Here is a 17,416-nt window from a genome sequence, read left to right as displayed (position 1 = left end):
CCCGGCTCCCGGCTCCCGGCTCCCGGCTCCCGGCTCCCGGCTCCCGGCTCCCGGCTCCCGGCTCCCGGCTCCCGGCTCCCGGCTCCCGGCTCCGACGGATTCTAGATGCCAGCGTTTCACGTGAAACAAGGCACCCGGTGAAGTAGGCGGATGCCCCGGGACCGCACGGCCCGCCAAGGACTGTCGGCGTCATGCGGGTGCCCGGCCCAGAGTCTCCTTTCCTGGAGGGAATCCTCAGCCGTTCGGGTCAGGCACCGGCCTCGCTAGATCGCGTGAGGAACCTTCTGGAGGCTTGCAGTCTCGACACCCTGTCCACCTTCCTCGAAGAGCCCAGGGTCGCCAACGTGCCGATCCTCGGTAGAGGGTCAGGCTGCCCGCGCAACGCGGGTCCCGCCAAACTTCCGCTTGGCAGCGGCCCGCTGGCCAAATCAGGTTTCACGTGGAACCAGCCTCATAGACGCTAGGTCGCCCCATCTCTCGAAATCGCGTCGACAGCACCGCCACGCGGGCACCGCCACGCGGGCACCGCCACGCGGGCACCACCACGCGGGCACCACCACGCGGGCACCACCACGCGGGCACCACCACGCGGGCACCACCACGGGAATGGAAGGCGGCGCCCGCCCCGGTCCAATGCCTGTCGTTGGGCCGAGGGGAGTAGGAAGACCATCGTCGACCCTTCGTTTCACGTGAAACAGCCGCATGCCCCTGACTCGAACTGGCGGAGGGCTGAACTCGGCGGTGCAGTTGGCGCGCTGGCGGTGAGCTGATCGCCGGCCTAGCTGTTCCGAAGATGGACGCCGGACCTTAGTCTCGGCGCCAAGGAAGGGCACAGAATCGCCGGGTTGCTGACGTTGAGCCCTCGGAGGCGTCGAGGTCTTGCCCTCGATCGGGATTGCTACCCCGTGGGTTTCAGTAGGCAGCCTAGGTCTGAATGACTCGTTACCAAGCCGACCCGTGGCCGGCGTCGGTGGCGATCCGCTCTCTTGGACCGGCGGCGTGGTTCGGGCCGTTCATTCCGCAGGGCTGGGGTCCAGGCTCTCGTGGCCCGGCCCGTGGGGTGCAACCTTGGACTGCTTCAACTTCTCTCGTGCGAAGCTGATTGTTGGTCGCTTGGGTCTCTGGTCCCGAGTCCTCGGTGGCAGCCCGCGGTGCAGCTAACCCGAACCGCCAGCGGCACCCATACAAGGCGGAAATCCGGCGGCGGTGCGAACGGGTCGCTTCACGTGGCTCCGCATTGTGCGGTCAGTTGGTAGGCCTTGGAAGCCTTTCGTATCGAGCTAGTCCGCGTTGCCACCTCGAATCTGACGGTCATGAGAGGGCCGCAATATTCCGTAGGCTCGAGCCGGGCATCGTGGGGCGGCCGTTTTACTTGCTCACAGATGATGATCCGGTCCAGTGATGCGCCAGCCCTTGCATCAACCAACGGATTGCACCGTGCACAGTCGAGGAAGATCCGGATCACGCGGTTCCCGCGACCCTTTCGTTTCACGTGAAACGAGGAGACGCGGCAGAACCGCACAGGCAGTTTGAGGAGCCCTAGATCGATCCGCACGAACCAGGCTTCACTCAGCCGAAGGCCCGACACCCCCTCGCCCGCGGCAGACGTGGGCATGTTCACGCCCAAGTCATCGCACCGCCTGGAGCTGGGAGCGAGCTCGACCTTCGAAATGCCGACGTCGGCAACGATCGGACCATGACCTAGACCGACGGATTCGAACGCGCGGTCTCAGTGCACGGCGGCCAGCACGATCTGGTAGGTCGGTCAAACACCGCGCTGCAACCCCAAGCACAGACGCAACATGAGTTCGTTCGTTACGCAAGCCGTGCCCACCCAAAGCCACTGGACCCCGAGTCTTTCAGCGGAGTGTTAAGTTGGCGCTTCGAAGACTCGGACGGGCCAATACCCTCCAAATCCTCAACGGTCGACCACAGTGAGAGTATGGCGATCAGCGAATTGTGGCTATGCGCCAGTGAATCAGCCAGGCCATCGACCAAGATCGTCCACGCCGTCCGGGCCCACACAGAAGGACTCGGGTACATGTACAGCATAATGTACCAACGTAGGATTGATCAGGGCGAGGCTCAGACCCGGAAACGCTCCCCATTTCGGTTCTGTCAGAGCGATTCTCCTGGGATTTCTGGATCATCGAAATCTCCGTTGGGGACCAAATCAGACGTATGAAAGCGGCCCCCAACCCAGAAATGACAAAGGCACGCGACCCAGTCGCGTGCCTTGATCCAACCCCCGGACGTCAGTCCTCGCTGCCGCCGGAGCCTTCCTCGTCCACCCCGATCATCCCCACGATCCGCTCCAGATCATCCACCGTCGCGAACTCTATGGTGATCTTGCCCTTGTTACGCCCTATGTCGACCTTCACCCGGGTGTCGAAGCGATCCGACAACCGCTCAGCCAACTCGTTCAGCGCCGGCGCATGCACCTTCGCCCGCCGAGTGGGCGCCGCCTTCTTGGCCGGCCCCTCCGAGATCGCCAGCGAAACCAGCTCCTCAGTCGCCCGGACCGACAGACCCTCGGCAACGATCCGCAGCGCCAACTTCTCCTGGGCCTCGCCGTCGTCCAGGCCCAGCAAAGCCCGCGCATGCCCGGCCGAAAGCACCCCGGCCGCCACTCGCCGCTGCACCGGCGCCGGCAGATTCAGCAAACGGATCGTGTTGGAGATCTGCGGCCGGCTGCGCCCGATCCGCCGCGCCAACTCCTCGTGCGTGGCGCCGAACTCCTCAAGCAACTGCTGGTACGCGGCCGCTTCTTCCAGCGGGTTCAGGTTGGCCCGGTGGATGTTCTCCAGCAGCGCGTCCCGCAGCATCGCATCGTCGCGGGTCTCCCGGATGATCGCCGGAATCGTCTCGCGCCCGATGGCCTGCGCGGCACGCCACCGCCGCTCGCCCATGACCAGCTCGTACCGGCTGTCGCCAAGGTCGCGCACGACGATGGGCTGCAGGAACCCGACCTCGTTGATCGAGGTCTTCAGCTCCTCGAGCGCTTCCTCGTCGAAAACGTGCCGCGGCTGCTTCGCGTTCGGCTCGATCGCGGTGACCGGCAGCTCGGCAAACCGCGCACCCGGCACCGGCGCCAGATCGTCAGCGGCCGGAGCGGGAGCCGGCGGAGTGACCGGAACCTCATCGAACGGCGGCGCAGCAGGCGGCGGAATCGGTGCCGGCGAAGGCGCCACCGGCGGGGAGGGATCGACGGCCGGAGCCGTGGGGATCAGTGCGCCCAGGCCGCGGCCCAGGCCGCCCCGTGGACGGTTCTTCATGCCGTGCCTCCCGTGTTGACGCCACGCATCGCGATCTCCAGGGCGGCCTCGAAGTAGCTGGTTGCGCCTCTAGAACCCGGATCGTAGGTCATCACTGATTGTCCGTAACTCGGAGCCTCCGACACCCGAACATTCCGCGGGATAACGGCGTTCAGCACCTTGCTTCCGAAGTGGTTCCGCACGTCCTGCTCCACCGCGTCCGCCAGCCGAGTGCGCCGGTCGTACATGGTCAAAAGAATGGTGGAGACGTCGAGCGTGGGGTTGAGGTGCTGGCGTACCAGATTGATGTTGTTGATCAGCTGATTCAGACCCTCGAGCGCGTAGTACTCGCACTGGATCGGAATAAGTACCTCCTGCGCCGCACAGAGCGCGTTGACCGTGAGAAGGCCGAGCGACGGCGGGCAGTCGATGAAGACGTAGTCGAACTTCTCCGGGTGCGCAGCGATCGCCCGAGCCAGTCGCGACTCGCGAGCAACCACCGAGACCAACTCGATCTCCGCACCGGCGAGGTCGATCGTGGCCGGCACACACCACAGGTTCGGAATGCCCTCGACCGCCTGCGCCACCTCGGACAGCGGCACATTGTCGATCAGGCAGTCGTAAACATCCGGCACGCCGGCGTGGTGGGGCACGTTGAGACCGGTGGAGGCGTTGCCCTGCGGGTCGAGGTCGACGACGAGAACCCGGTTGCCATGCAGCGCCAGGGCGACCGCGAGGTTCACGGTTGTTGTCGTCTTACCGACGCCGCCCTTCTGGTTCGCGACGCAGAGCACCCTCGGGTGGTCCGGACGCGGCATGGTGATCTCGCCGCTCGGGTTGAGGATCTGCACAGCTCGCAACGCTTCCATGGCTAGCGGCGGATCGTCTTCATCCTGACCCGGCGTTTCACGTGAAACATGCTCGTCAGCGTGGAAAGAAGGACTCGCCGGTCCGAATGACGGACCCGGAGGTGGTACCGGCGCCCCGGAGGTGGGTGCGGGCGCCCCGGAGGTGGGTGCGGGCGCGGAAGATGCCGGAGCAGCGGAAACCGGCACCGGCTCACCCATCGCGGGCGGGGCCGACCGTGGCGCGGGCGCGGGTCGGCGCGGCTCGTCGGAGTTCGGCGGCTGGGCCGGCGTGCCATAAACCTGCCCCGCCGAGGCTTCCGGAGGCTGATATCCGCCGCCCGCACGCGGAGCTGGCACGCCCGAATCGGTGGAGAACCCGCCACTGGACCCGCCGACGCTTGTTCCCGACGGCCAGCCAGGCCCAAGAGACGACTCGGTTTCACGTGAAACACCGTACTGATGCACCGTTTTATCCCTGTTGGTGAGGAACGGGTCGGTAGGCGACACGTGCGTTCCGGCGGCAGAAGACCGGTCCACACTAGCGACGCCCGGCCAGCCTACGACCGTCGGGCGAGCCCCGCCATGGCCATCCGCCTGTTGAGGCGAGTGCAACGTAGACGGATCATCCACAGGCGGCACCGCGAAGACCATCATGCCCGGCACCAGCCGCAACGCAGCACGCTCGCCACTCAGGCCTTCCGACCCCCATTCCCCATCAATGCTCCCAAAAGCCCCCGCGGCCTCAGCGTTATCCACAGGCGAGGGGGGCGAGTCCGGCTTTGTCGCATTCTTTGCCGTACGCGACCAGGCCGTTGATTCCCCATCCCCGGCAGCTCCCGCCTGTTGAGCAACTACCGGCCGCCCGATGCGAACCTCAGCGTCCACGGACAACGTCGCAACCCCACCCCGCCCCCGCTCCGCCGCAACTGGCCGCCCGAAGACCCCCGTCACTTCAACAACGTCGATCCGTTCCCCCGGGTTGCGCCCGCCCGACCCCCCAGCAACGGATTCCACCCCCAGCGCCCCACCCTGCTCCGGAACGCTCTCCACCGCCTCAACCGCACCGTCCCACCGAATGGTCACCCAGTCCCCGGCCGAAGCCCCCCGAGCCAGCGGAAGTACAAACCCGGTAGCCCCCGACCCCCCAACCGGCGGCCCGCCGTTTGCCGCCGAGTTCCCGCCCCCAAACCGACCTCCCCGCTGATTCCCGCCCCCCGATCGCCCCCGCGACTCCCGAAACCGACCGCGGTTCGCCCCACCCAGACCGGTCTGCCCGTGCTCACCAGGCCCGTCCGAAGCCCCACCGTCCCGATCCCCACAAACCCGGTCCGGGCCGTCGCCAGCCCCCGCCCGACCCGCTCCGTCACATGAAGCCGGCAGGGATCCCGCCCCAGCCTGACTGGAACCCACCCCCAGCCCGACCCCTTCGCCGTTCAGGGCAAGCCCAGTCGCCGCAGGCCGATCAAATCCAGCCGTCGTCCCAGCTGTTCCATCGCCAGAAGGTGGCTGAACCAGCCCGGCCTTTCCGACCCGCGAAGCCGGGACGGCAGAGTCATCCCCAGCCGTCAATTCCACCGCGGTCTCACCGTCCCCGCAGCTGGACACAGCCCGCCCCTCAACCCCTGGCGATCCCGCATCCACAGCATTCGAAATGCCGTCGAGCGCCGACTGCGAACCGCGCAACGGCGGCTGGTCGATCACTGAACTTTTCGATCCGGCCGGACACGCATCGGATGCGTCGGTTGCAGCAGCCCCGCATCCCGTAGCGAGCGGTAGCAAGGCCTCACCCGGCCGCCGCGGCGCTCCGTCCATCTGCTTGGCGGCGGATTCTGCCGGCCCATCGCCGGCAGGCTCGCTGCTTGACCGGGCATCAGGCCCGCCGCCGGTAGCTAGACCGGTCTGACCCGCGACCCGCTGCCGACCGGACGACGTCTGCCCAAGGGACTCCGTGCCCGCTGGAGCAACCGCCGCGAGACCGGAAGCACCAGACTCGGGGCTCGGCGCAACTGTTCGCAACCGAGCCGCCGCCAGACCGCGGTCCTCGGATGCATGACCCGGTCGATCGACCGCGTCATCCCGGCGAAGAGCCCGGCCCACGTGAGGCTGTGCCGCACCGGGGTCACACTCAGGCCCGGGAGCGCCGTAATCATCCACAGCGCCCGCGGACCCGGTAGAGACCTGATCGGGACGTCGGTTCCTGACGTTTCTCTTCCGCGCGCCCCGCCTGGCCATCTATCCCCTCCGCGTTCTCCCTCGCCCGGAGCCGCGCCCGCCGGACTTTCCGGCCGCGTCGCGCTTCGGGCCGGCCGCCCGGCTGGACGGCTTCGGCCGTGATGGCACGAAGTCCCGCTCCTTGACGATCTCCACGACCGTCGCGGGCGGGTCGATCAGGTCGGTTCCGCAGAGCCGGACGACCGGATCCGCCCCGCCCAGGCCGGCGACGACCGCCCGGTGTTCCGCGATCTCGTCGGCGGCCGAGGCGCCCTTGAGCGCCAGCAGCCGGCCGCCGGTGCGGGCCAGCGGGAGGCACCAGCCGGCCAACCGGTCGAGCGGGGCGACCGCCCGCGCAGTGACGACGTCGGCGCCGGCGGGGGGTCCGTCGACGACGTCCTCGGCGCGGCCCCGAACGACCGTGACGGTCGACTCGAGGCCGAGAGCGGTCACCGTCTCCGACAGGAAGGCGGTTCGTCGTGCCAGCGGCTCGACCAGGGTGATGCTGAGATCCGGCCGGGCCACAGCCAGCACGATACCGGGCAAACCGGCACCAGACCCCACGTCAACGACCGAAGCGCCGATAGGGATGATCTCGCCCAGAACGGCACAATTAACCAGATGCCGCTCCCAGATGCGCGGCGTCTCCCGCGGTCCGATCAGTCCGCGCACTACACCGTCGGTGGACAACAGGCGCGCATACTCCGCCGCCAGCCCCACCCGCTCCCCAAAGACCCGCTCCGCCGCCGCCGCTACCTCCGCGGAAGGCAGGAGCCCGTCAATCCCCAAGGCCGAGGACACAAAGACTGGGGATAGGGAAGCCCAAGAGGTGGAGTGCGAGGAAGCGGACACCGACGGGAAGGCAGAGCCGGGAGCCGGAAACTCCGAAGCCGCAGAGGTGGGAGTCGAGGACAAGGAAGCCGCGGAGGCCGAAGCCGGAGGCACAGGATCCGCGGAGCCTGAAGCCGCAGTCTCGGCAGCCGGCGACATCGGAGCCGCGGGAACTGGAGCCGCCGCCGGACCCGGAGCCGAAGGCGCGGAGGACTCCGAAGCTCCCTCCGAACCGCGGGTCCGCCGAGACGACGTACGGCCGGGGAATGCGATCGGGCGCCGCCCTCGGCGCCCCCCGAATGACGACGGCCCGGGCGAGTCGCCCGGGCCGAGGTCACCCGCGCCGGAGCGTGGGTCAGTCATCGTCAGTCAGCCGCTCGTACCACGATCCGGCGGTTGGGCTCGACGCCCTCGGACTCGCTCTGCACGCCGGTGATCGCGTTGACCACGTCGTGCACGCACTTGCGCTCGAACGCCGACATCGCCTCGAGCCGGACCGGGTCGCCGTGCTCCTTCACCTTTTCCACAGCGTTGCGGGCTACCGCCGCCAGTTCCTTGCGGCGGGCCGCGCGGTACCCGCCGATGTCGAGCAGCAGCCGGCTCGGCGAACCGGTGGCCCGGAAGATCGCCAGCCGGGTGAGTTCCTGCAGCGCCTCCAGGGTGGCGCCGCGCTGGCCGACGAGCGGCTGGAGCCGGCCGCCGACCACCTCCACCATTGGCCGGCCGGCCGACACGAGTTCGTCGATGTCGCCGTCGTAGTCGAGGATGTCCAGCAGCCCCTCGACGTAGTCGGCAGCGATCTCGCTCTGCCGGAAGAGGTCACCCTCCGAGGTGACGGTCTCCGACTTCTTGGTCTCCTCGGCCGTCTCGTCCGGGGCCGGAGCCTCGGACGAGGTTGCGGCGGAGACCGAAGAATCGGGAGTGCTGGTGTCGGTCACGGGCTCATCTCCGTACTCACTCGGGCCGGACCCTGCTCGGTCCGATGTTTCCCGCGGCGGCACCCGCGGGCAGGTTTGTGCAAGGGGTGCGCTCGGGCGCCGACTGACGCCCGAGCCGCGATCATCCCTTGGGTTTGTTGGCCGGCCGGGTGCCCTTCTTCGGATTCACCGGTTTGGCACCGGGCCGCGGCGCGAGGGCCTTGGTGTCGACCACCGGCTTCTCCGGCTCGGGCTGCGCCTTGCGGCCGAACAGGCCACCGCTGCGGCCCGGCTGGACCGGGTTCTTCGAGGCGTTCGACCCCGCCTTGGCACCGGCGGCCGGCCGGGCCGAGCTGCCGGCCTTGCCACCGGCCATCGGCGGCGGCGGGAACTTGCGCAGCACCCACTGCTGCTGCGCCAGGGTGAAGAGGTTGTTGGTGACCCAGTAGATGATCACACCGATCGGGAACAGGGCACCCGACACGAGCAGCGACAGCGGGATGCCGTACAGCATCAGCCTTTGAATCATCTTTTGCTGCGGGTCCTCGGCCCAGCCGGTCTTGAGGATCATCTGCCGGCTGGTGGCATAGGTGGTCGCCATCATGATCAGCACCAGCAGTCCGGCAATGATCTTGACGGTCGTGCTGTTCGCCTCGAGGGCGGCGAGCTCGGCGGCGCTGGAGCCGAACTTCGACGCGATCGGCGCGGTGAACAGGGTGGCGTGCGTCGCGTCCTTGAACTGCTCGGCGGTCCAGCCGTACAGCGTCGTCAGCTGGTTGTCCGGGTTCAGCCGGCGCAGCACGTGGAACAGGCCGAGGAAGACGGGGATCTGCAAGAACATCGGAAGGCAGCCCATCAGCGGGTTGGCCTTCTCGGTCTTGTAGAGCTCCATCATTTCTTTCTGGAGCGTCTCCCGGTCACCCTTGTGCTTCTCCTGCAGGGCCTTGACCTTGGGCTGCAACGCCTGCATGGCGCGCTGGCTCTTGATCTGCTTGACGAAGACCGGGAACAGGATGACGCGGACCGTCACCACCAGGAAGACGATGGCGAGGACCCAGGACCAGTTGGTGCCGAGCACCGCGTCGTCCGGGATGCCGATCATGTCCCACAGGGCGTGCCAGCGCAGGAGGATCCACGAGATGGCGAAGTAGATCCAGTCGAGGCTCAATTCATGCTCCAGTCACATCGGCAGGACGGTGACGGTTTGGATCAGGCACCGGGTCGTACCCGCCAGGGTGGAAGGGGTGGCAGCGTAGGAGCCGCCAGACCGTCAGACCTGTCCCTCGCACGGCACCGTGCCGCACCAATGCCTCCTGGGCGTACGCGCTGCACGAGGGATAGAACCGACAGCGGGCCGGCAGCGCCGGACTCACATAACGACGGTACGCGACGACCATCGCGCCCAGCACGCGGGCGAGGACGCTCATCGTGGCCGCCGGGGTCGACGCGCCGCCGTGAGGGCCGACGCCAGGTCAGTGCCGAGCGTCTCGTAGGACGCCTCGGCCGCCGGTGGCAGCGCCCGGACCACCAGCAACGTCCCGCCGGGCAGGTCGTCCAGGTGGGGCCGGACCAGGTGCCGGAGCCGGCGGCGGACCCGGTTACGGACCACCGCGTTGCCGACCGCCTTGGACACGACGAAGCCGGCGCGCGCCGTGGAGGCTTGCACCGGCTCCTCGAGAAGCATATGAACGACGACCGTCCCCCGACCGGCTCGCCGGCCGCCGCGAATGGTGGCGGCGAAGTCCGCGCTACGCCGCACACGCTGCGCTGCGGACAGCACGACTACCTGGGCATTCTGGCCCGACAGCCGCCGGCTCAGGCCGACAGCTTGTCGCGACCCTTGCCGCGGCGGTTGGCGATGATGGCGCGGCCGGCCCGGGTGCGCATCCGCAGCCGGAAGCCGTGGGTCTTGGCACGCCGGCGGTTGTTCGGCTGGTAGGTGCGCTTGCTCACGTCAAAACTCCGTCTTCAAGTACGACGTCTGTGAAGGACAACGTCCAGGGGGCATCGGGCTGCAAGACGCCACCTTATCAGAACGCGGCGGAGCAACCGCTCGACCCTACGGAGGGCGGCGATGCCGGTCAACTATATCCTGCGTCGGCACGCCGACAGGAAGATCACTACCGCTCTTCAGCTCGTCTTTCTGCGCGGGTAGTGAATCTTTTCCCGCCGTCGGGCGCCTGTCGCTCGGTGGGACAGTTGTAGCTTCGGCGACGTCGCTGTTAGCGTGCCCGTTTGCTGGTCATCAGCGCTCCGTGCATACCACGACATACCGGACCAAAACCGGACAAGCAGGTGAATCGTTCGCCACGGTGAGCCTGTCCAACCGCGCCGTTCAGGCTCCGGGAAGTCTGCCGACCGTCCGGCCGGGGAGCGACCGCTGGCGAGTGCACAGGTTGTGGATAACCTGTGGACAACCGGTGGCGCCGAGCGTGTTCAGCACGTTAAATGTGGTGCTGGATTGGGGGGACCGTCGGTGCCTGGCAAGGCGGCGGCGGCCATATGGCGACAAGCCGGACAAGGTCCACCGGGGGTCGGTGGCGATGGGGGTGGCGCGGCGGTGGCCGATCAGGCTGACCTGAGCGACGTGTGGAAGGCCACGCTCGAAGAGCTGGCCGACGAGATCTCGTCGCCGCAGCAGCGTGCCTACTTGCAGCTGACCAAGCTGCGCGCCATCGTCGAGGACACCGCGCTGCTGGCCGTGCCGGACGCGTTCACCCGCGACGTGCTCGAGTCCCGGCTGCGCCCGGCGATCACCGAGGCGCTCAGCCGCCGGCTCAACCGGCCGATACAGGTCGCCGTCACGGTGAAGCCGCCGGAGGACGGCACCGGCCTGCCCGGCACCGTCTACGGCACCCCGGTGGAAAAGCCGGACGAGACGCTCGCCGAGCCGCAGCCCCGGCACTATGCCGAGCCCGAGTCGCGCCGTCCCGACCAGTCCTACGACCGGGACCCGTATGCCAACCCCAATCCGCCCCCGGCCGCGTACCGGAATGTGCCGACAGCCCGCGGCGGGCAGGAGGCCCTCTTCGCCGAGCCGAGGAGTTCGGCGCCGCAGGCGCAGGCTCCTCCTCATCCCGCCGGGCCGATGCCGCAGGCACCGCAGTCGCCGATGGGCCACATCACACCCCCGCCGACCGACCGGCCGGCCGACAACGACGCGCCGATGCACCGGATGGCCGCCGACCCCACCCACCTGCGGGACAACCAGCGCCGCCCAGACGACCGGCCCACCCTGCTCGGCGACGACCGCCCGATGCAGATGCGCGGTGACAACGGCCCCGGCCGCGCGCCGATGGACATTCGCCCGGCGAGCAATCCGCGCGGCACCAACGACGGCAACCGGCTCAATCCGAAATACATGTTCGAGACGTTCGTCATCGGCTCGTCCAACCGTTTCGCACACGCCGCCTCGGTAGCCGTCGCCGAGTCACCAGCCAAGGCGTACAACCCGCTGTTCATCTACGGCAGTTCTGGTCTCGGCAAGACCCACCTGCTGCACGCGATCGGTCATTACGCCACCACTCTCGGTCACGCCCGCGCGGTTCGTTACGTCTCGACCGAGGAATTCACCAACGACTTCATCAACAGCCTGCGCGACGACAAAACTCAGGCGTTCCAGCGGCGCTACCGTGACGTCGACATTCTGCTGATCGACGACATCCAGTTCCTGGAAAATCGCGAGCGCACCCAGGAGGAGTTCTTCCACACCTTCAACACGCTGCACAACGCCAACAAGCAGATCGTCATCAGCTCGGACCGTTCCCCGCGCCAACTGGCCACTTTGGAAGACCGCATGCGCACCCGGTTCGAGTGGGGCCTGCTGGCCGACATCCAGCCCCCCGACCTCGAAACCCGCATCGCGATCCTGCAGAAGAAGGCCGCGCAGGAACGCATGTACGCCCCCGACGACGTCCTCGAATTCATCGCGAGCCGGGTCTCCAACTCCATCCGCGAACTCGAAGGTGCCCTCATCCGGGTCACCGCTTTCGCCAGCCTCACCCGCTCACCGGTGCAACTCTCCCTGGCCGAAGAGGTCCTCCGCGACTTCATGCCCGACGGCGCCGGCCCCGAAATCACCGCCGACCAGATCATGGTCTCCACCGCCGACTATTTCGGCGTCAGTCTCGAAGACCTCCGCGGCCATTCCCGCAGCCGGGTCCTGGTCAACGCCCGCCAGGTAGCCATGTACCTGTGCCGCGAACTGACCGACCTTTCGCTGCCCCGAATCGGCCAGGCTTTCGGCGGCCGCGACCACACCACAGTCATGCACGCCGACCGCAAAATCCGTCAGCACATGGCCGAGCGGCGCTCCCTCTACAACCAGATCGCCGAACTGACAAACCGCATCAAACAAAACACCTAAGAGGTACGCGCCGGCACCGTCACCCCCCATCGACCCCGCCCCGCCTCGGGGGCCGGGCCGTAGGTGCGAACTCTCCGCGTCCACCACCGGGCTGTCCTGCCCGCCACAGCCGCCGCCCGCACCCGCCCCACCCCAGGTTGCCTGCGCGATCTGTGCGGTTGCCCCCGCACGCCAACGAAGTTCACAAGCCGGGTCGCCCCGGTCGCGCCGATTTACACCCAGGCAGCCCCGCCGAACAGTCACGGCCCGCCAGCCAACCCCCCGGTTGCGTCACCCATCCCGGTAGTTATCGAAGAGATTTCAGCGCTCAGAGGCCGCGGGATCTTCGGGCGCTGGTCAGCGCAAAAGTAGAGGTTCCGCGACACGGGTTCGCACGAGTTCCGCGCCGGGACCCTCTCCGACCGCCGAACGCCCGCCCGCTCCTTATAAACGCTCGTCCACCGCCATAAACGCTCGTCCACCGCCGGCCCTCTCCGACGGCCGAACGCCCGGCCCCTTCTATCGCCGCTAAGACCGCCGGCCCTTCGGACCGCCGACCGGCCATCCACCCGCGCGCTGCCAAATCGCCGAGGCGGGCGACGCCTGCCGAACCGCCTCTTCCGGTGGCCGATGGATCACCACGCACCGCGTGACTGACCGGCGACGGCTGGCGGTCGCTCTGTGTTTCCGGGGGTGAGGGTTTGGGTCGTGGGTGGCTGTGGGCAAAGCGGCCGTTGCCCACAGACCGGGACACTCGAAAGTGGTCCGTTTTGGGGTTTTCCATACCTTTTCCCACAGCCTGTGTATAACCGTCCGACTGGCGCTCGCCTGTGGATGTAGAGGGACAGTCGGGGTGATCCACGCTCGGCCGTAGTTGTCAACGTCAGAACGGGACCGTCTCGTGCCAACGTTATCCACACTAATTCACAGGAGTTCACAGGGGGTTATCCCCAGCGGTGGATAGCGCGGCGGCCGGGTCTGCACAGTTGTGGACAAGTCCTGGGGAAATCGATGTGGACAGACACTGAGCGTGAGCTCGCTGTCCACGGCCTGTGGACGCGTGTGGATTAGCTGTTGAAGGTTCTGGGGACGACGAGTCGGTAGCGTTCCGACGCTATGCACAGGGCGGGGGACAAACCCGGTGGATATCCGGTGGAAAGCCGGTGGACAACGGTGGACAACGGCCGTCGGGTCGATGACTGTGGACGCAGACCGGGGTTTGTACCCTGGTTGCCCACATGTGAATCACCGGTGGATAAGTCTTTGACCTGCACTAACTTGAGTTCTCCACACTGTGCACAGCCCCGATGAAGACGACTAGAGATTTTTCTAAGACAACAAAAAGCAATCAACGGCGTTGGGGAAGGTGTGGATGAGCCGCCGCCGGCTCTGAACCCCTCCTCAGAGCACCGAGCCCGGGGAGACGCGGGCTTGCTGCGCGCAATAAAGTTCGTGGGGGTCTGAGCCCCCGACCTGAGAAAGCGACGCGGAGGACAGCATGAAGTTCCGGGTGGAGCGAGACGCACTCGCCGACGCCGTGGCCTGGACGGCGAAAAGCCTTCCCAGCCGCCCATCGGTGCCGGTGCTCGCCGGCGTCATGCTGCGCGTCACCGACGGGCGGCTTGAGGTCTCCGGCTTTGACTACGAGGTGTCCAGCCAGGTGACCGTCGAGGTCCAGGCCGACGCCGACGGCGCCGCCCTGGTCTCCGGCCGGCTGCTCGCCGAGATCACCAAGGCGCTGCCGGCCAAGCCGGTCGACATCGCCGCGGTCGGTGCGCATCTCGAGCTGGTCTGCGGCAGCGCGCGGTTCACGCTGCCGACCATGCCGGTGGAGGACTACCCGACCCTGCCGGAGATGCCGTCCAGCGCCGGCACCGTCGACGCGGTCGCCTTCGCCGCGGCGGTGTCCCAGGTGGCCATCGCCGCCGGCCGGGACGAGACGCTGCCGATGATGACCGGCGTGCGGATCGAGCTCAACGGCTCGTCGATGGCGATGCTGGCCACCGACCGCTACCGGCTCGCCATGCGCGAGATGGAGTGGAACCCGGACGACCCGCAGATCAGCCTCAACGCGCTGGTGCCGGCCAAGACGCTGAACGACACCGCGAAGACGCTCGGCCCGCTCGGCGGCTCGGTGACGCTCGCCCTGTCGCAGGGCAACGCCGGCGAGGGGATGATCGGCTTCGCCGGCGGCACCCGGCGCACCACCAGCCGCCTGCTCGACGGCGCCAACTACCCGCCGGTGCGTTCGCTGTTCCCGGCCAGCCACAACGCCGAGGCCCGGGTCGCCGTCTCGGCCCTGGTCGAGGTGGTCCGCCGGGTCGCCCTGGTGGCCGAGCGCACCACCCCGGTGCTGCTCAGCTTCAGCGAGGAGGGCCTCGTGGTGGAGGCCGGTGGCACCGAGGAAGCGCGGGCCAGTGAGGCCATGGAGGCGTCGTTCACCGGTGAGGGGCTGACCATTGGCTTCAACCCGCAGTATCTGATCGACGGCCTGCAGAACCTCGGCGCACCGAACGCGGTGCTGTCGTTCGTCGACGCGTTCAAGCCCGCTGTGATCTCCCCCGCAACCGAAAATGGCGAAATCGTGCCCGGTTACCGCTATCTGATCATGCCGATCCGGGTGACGCGCTGATACTGAGCTGGAGAGGAAACGCACATCTAGGGGGGACACCATGCAGCTTGGCCTTATCGGTCTTGGCCGGATGGGCGGCAACATGCGCGAACGCATCCGCTCGGCCGGGCACGAAGTGATCGGTTACGACCACGATCCGACCAAACGGGACGTAGGTTCGCTGGCGGAACTGGTCGGCAAGCTCGCGGCCCCGCGGGTGGTGTGGACCATGGTGCCGGCCGGAGAGATCACTGAGAGCACCATCGACGAGCTGAGCGGGCTCCTGTCCGAGGGCGATCTGATCATCGACGGTGGCAACTCCAAGTTCACCGACGACCGCCCCCGTGCCGAGAAACTCGCCACCAAGGGCATCGGCTACCTGGACTGCGGCGTCTCCGGTGGCATCTGGGGCAGCCAGAACGGCTACGCCCTGATGGTCGGCGGCGACGCCAAGGACGTGGCCCGGGCGCAGCCGATCTTCGACGCGCTCAAGCCGGCCGGCGAGTACGGCTTCGTCCACGCCGGCCCGGTCGGCGCCGGTCACTACACCAAGATGGTGCACAACGGCATCGAGTACGGCATGATGCAGGCCCTGGCCGAGGGCTGGGAGTTGCTGGAGGCCTCCGAGTACGTGGACAACGTGCCCGGCGCGGTCAAGAGCTGGCGGGAGGGCAGCGTGGTCAAGTCCTGGCTGCTCGACCTGCTAGACCGGGCGCTCGACGGCGACCCCGAGCTGGGCAAGCTCAAGGGCTACGCCGAGGACACCGGCGAGGGCCGGTGGACCGTCGACGAGGCCGTCCGCCTGGCGGTGCCGTTGCACGTCATCGCGGCCTCGCTGTTCACCCGTTTCGAGTCGCGGCAGCCGGACTCGCCCGCGATGAAGGCCGTCGCCGCACTGCGCCAGCAGTTCGGTGGCCACGCCGTTATCAGCTGAGCCCCGCCCGGCAGAGAGATTCATCGACATGTACGTGCGCCGGGTCGAGCTGGCCGACTTCCGTTCGTACGAGCGGGTGGCGGTCGATCTCGACCCGGGCGTGTCGGTGCTGGTCGGGCAGAACGGGATGGGCAAGACCAACCTGATCGAGGCGCTCGGCTACGTGGCCACACTGGACAGTCACCGGGTGGCCACCGACGCGCCGCTGGTCCGGGCCGGTGCGGCCGCCGGCGTGATCCGGTGCGCGATCGTCCACGAAGGACGTGAGCTGCTGGTCGAGCTGGAGATCGTGCCCGGCAAGGCCAACCGGGCCCGGCTCAACCGGTCACCGGTGCGCCGGCCCCGGGAGATCCTCGGCGCGCTGCGGATGGTCCTGTTCGCGCCGGAGGATCTCGAGCTGGTCCGCGGCGACCCGTCCGCCCGCCGCCGCTACCTGGACGACCTGCTGGTGGCGCGCCAGCCCCGGTACGCCGGTGTCCGTGCCGACTACGACCGGGTGATCAAGCAGCGCAACGCCCTGCTGCGCACCGCGTACCTGACCCGCAAGGTCGGCGGCAACCGTGGCCAGGACCTCTCCACCCTCGCGGTCTGGGATCAGCACCTGGCCCAGCACGGCGCCGAACTGCTGGCCGGCCGGCTCGAGCTGGCCGCGGCCCTCGGGCCGCACCTGACCAAGGCCTACGACGCGGTGGCGGCCAGCCGCTCGGCCGCCTCGATCGGGTACGCGTCGGCGCTCGGGGAGGCGCTGGTCCCCGACCGCAGCGCCCTCGAACCGGCCATCCTCGCCGCGCTCCAGGAGCGCCGGACCGCCGAGATCGAGCGCGGCGTCACCCTGGTCGGCCCGCATCGCGACGACCTCACCCTTGTGCTGGGCGAGCTTCCGGCCAAGGGGTACGCGAGCCACGGCGAGTCCTGGTCGTTCGCGCTGGCCCTGCGCCTGGCCGCGTACGACCTGCTGCGCTCGGACGGCATCGAGCCGGTGCTGGTGCTCGACGACGTCTTCGCCGAGCTCGACGCCGGCCGCCGCGACCGCCTCGCGGCCCTCGTCTCGGACGCCGGCCAGCTGCTGGTCACCTGCGCGGTCCCCGAGGACGTGCCGCCGACCCTGCGCGGCGCCCGCTTCGACGTCACCCTGGGATCGGTGAGCCGTGCCGCCTGACGACCGCCCCCGTTACGACCCGACCGCCGAGCGCTTCTTCCCGAAGGGCGACTTTCCACAGCCTGATCCACACCCCATCCCGGACGAGGACGTGGTGATGGGCGGTGGCCGGCCGCGGTCCTGGTACGACACGGTCCCGCCGGCCGACGAACCGGCCGGCCCGGGTCCGGATGCGGATGCGGATGCGGCCCGGTCCGGTCCCGCCGGCCCCGACTCGGCCGGATCGCGGGCAGGATCGTCGGCCGGGTCGCGGACAGGATCGCGGGCAGGAACGCCGGTTGGGCCGCAGGCCGGATCGTCGGCCGG

The 17,416-nt window shown here is 68.3% G+C and carries 12 protein-coding genes; 4 read left to right on the top strand and 8 right to left on the bottom strand.

Translation table 11 applies throughout. The features are described from left to right. Window positions 1-2,255: 2,255 nt before the first annotated feature. The 8 genes from Ari01nite_RS19530 to rpmH all read right to left on the bottom strand — a co-directional run bounded on the left by Ari01nite_RS19530 (window position 2,256) and on the right by rpmH (window position 10,014). Entirely contained in the window at window positions 2,256-3,275 is a 1,020-nt protein-coding gene (locus Ari01nite_RS19530; protein ID WP_203782706.1) for a ParB/RepB/Spo0J family partition protein, read from the bottom strand. Then, window positions 3,272-4,321, bottom strand: coding sequence for a ParA family protein (locus tag Ari01nite_RS19525; protein ID WP_203782705.1), 1,050 nt, complete (start codon window positions 4,319-4,321; stop codon window positions 3,272-3,274). Before Ari01nite_RS19525 ends, Ari01nite_RS19530 begins: the two co-directional genes overlap by 4 nt. A gap of 2,013 nt (window positions 4,322-6,334) precedes the next feature. Continuing rightward, window positions 6,335-7,084: a 16S rRNA (guanine(527)-N(7))-methyltransferase RsmG gene (rsmG, locus tag Ari01nite_RS19520; protein WP_438872200.1), complete on the bottom strand. Its 750-nt coding sequence runs from the start codon at window positions 7,082-7,084 to the stop codon at window positions 6,335-6,337. 425 nt (window positions 7,085-7,509) lie between these two features. After that, complete coding sequence (locus Ari01nite_RS19515) at window positions 7,510-8,082, bottom strand: Jag family protein (protein WP_203782703.1); 573 nt, start codon at window positions 8,080-8,082, stop codon at window positions 7,510-7,512. Between the two features lie 121 nt (window positions 8,083-8,203). Further along, a complete protein-coding gene (gene yidC / locus Ari01nite_RS19510; protein WP_203782702.1) occupies window positions 8,204-9,229 on the bottom strand; it encodes a membrane protein insertase YidC in 1,026 nt (341 codons plus the stop codon). A gap of 1 nt (window position 9,230) precedes the next feature. After that, on the bottom strand, window positions 9,231-9,488 hold the full coding sequence (gene yidD, locus Ari01nite_RS19505; protein WP_203782701.1) for a membrane protein insertion efficiency factor YidD: 258 nt from the start codon (window positions 9,486-9,488) through the stop codon (window positions 9,231-9,233). Continuing rightward, complete coding sequence (rnpA, locus tag Ari01nite_RS19500) at window positions 9,485-9,841, bottom strand: ribonuclease P protein component (protein ID WP_203782700.1); 357 nt, start codon at window positions 9,839-9,841, stop codon at window positions 9,485-9,487. The genes yidD and rnpA overlap by 4 nt, the downstream gene beginning before the upstream one ends. Before the next feature lie 35 nt (window positions 9,842-9,876). Next, window positions 9,877-10,014, bottom strand: coding sequence for a 50S ribosomal protein L34 (gene rpmH, locus Ari01nite_RS19495; protein ID WP_203782699.1), 138 nt, complete (start codon window positions 10,012-10,014; stop codon window positions 9,877-9,879). Between the two features lie 607 nt (window positions 10,015-10,621). Between rpmH and dnaA the strand changes: the two genes are divergently transcribed. From dnaA to recF, 4 genes are all read left to right on the top strand, one after another. Continuing rightward, a complete protein-coding gene (gene dnaA / locus Ari01nite_RS19490) occupies window positions 10,622-12,427 on the top strand; it encodes a chromosomal replication initiator protein DnaA (protein WP_203782698.1) in 1,806 nt (601 codons plus the stop codon). Window positions 12,428-13,904: 1,477 nt separating this feature from the next. Continuing rightward, entirely contained in the window at window positions 13,905-15,038 is a 1,134-nt protein-coding gene (gene dnaN, locus Ari01nite_RS19485) for a DNA polymerase III subunit beta (protein WP_203782697.1), read from the top strand. Window positions 15,039-15,078: 40 nt separating this feature from the next. Further along, window positions 15,079-15,951 (top strand): phosphogluconate dehydrogenase (NAD(+)-dependent, decarboxylating), encoded by an 873-nt coding sequence (gnd, locus tag Ari01nite_RS19480; RefSeq protein WP_203782696.1) that lies wholly within the window; start codon window positions 15,079-15,081, stop codon window positions 15,949-15,951. Between the two features lie 28 nt (window positions 15,952-15,979). Further along, window positions 15,980-17,110 (top strand): DNA replication/repair protein RecF, encoded by a 1,131-nt coding sequence (recF, locus tag Ari01nite_RS19475; RefSeq protein WP_203782695.1) that lies wholly within the window; start codon window positions 15,980-15,982, stop codon window positions 17,108-17,110. Window positions 17,111-17,416 lie beyond the last annotated feature (306 nt).

Source organism: Paractinoplanes rishiriensis, from assembly GCF_016862375.1.
In the GTDB taxonomy this organism is placed as follows: domain Bacteria; phylum Actinomycetota; class Actinomycetes; order Mycobacteriales; family Micromonosporaceae; genus Actinoplanes; species Actinoplanes rishiriensis.
Note: the sequence above shows the minus strand (reverse complement) of the source record. Positions and strands in the feature narration are given on the sequence as shown.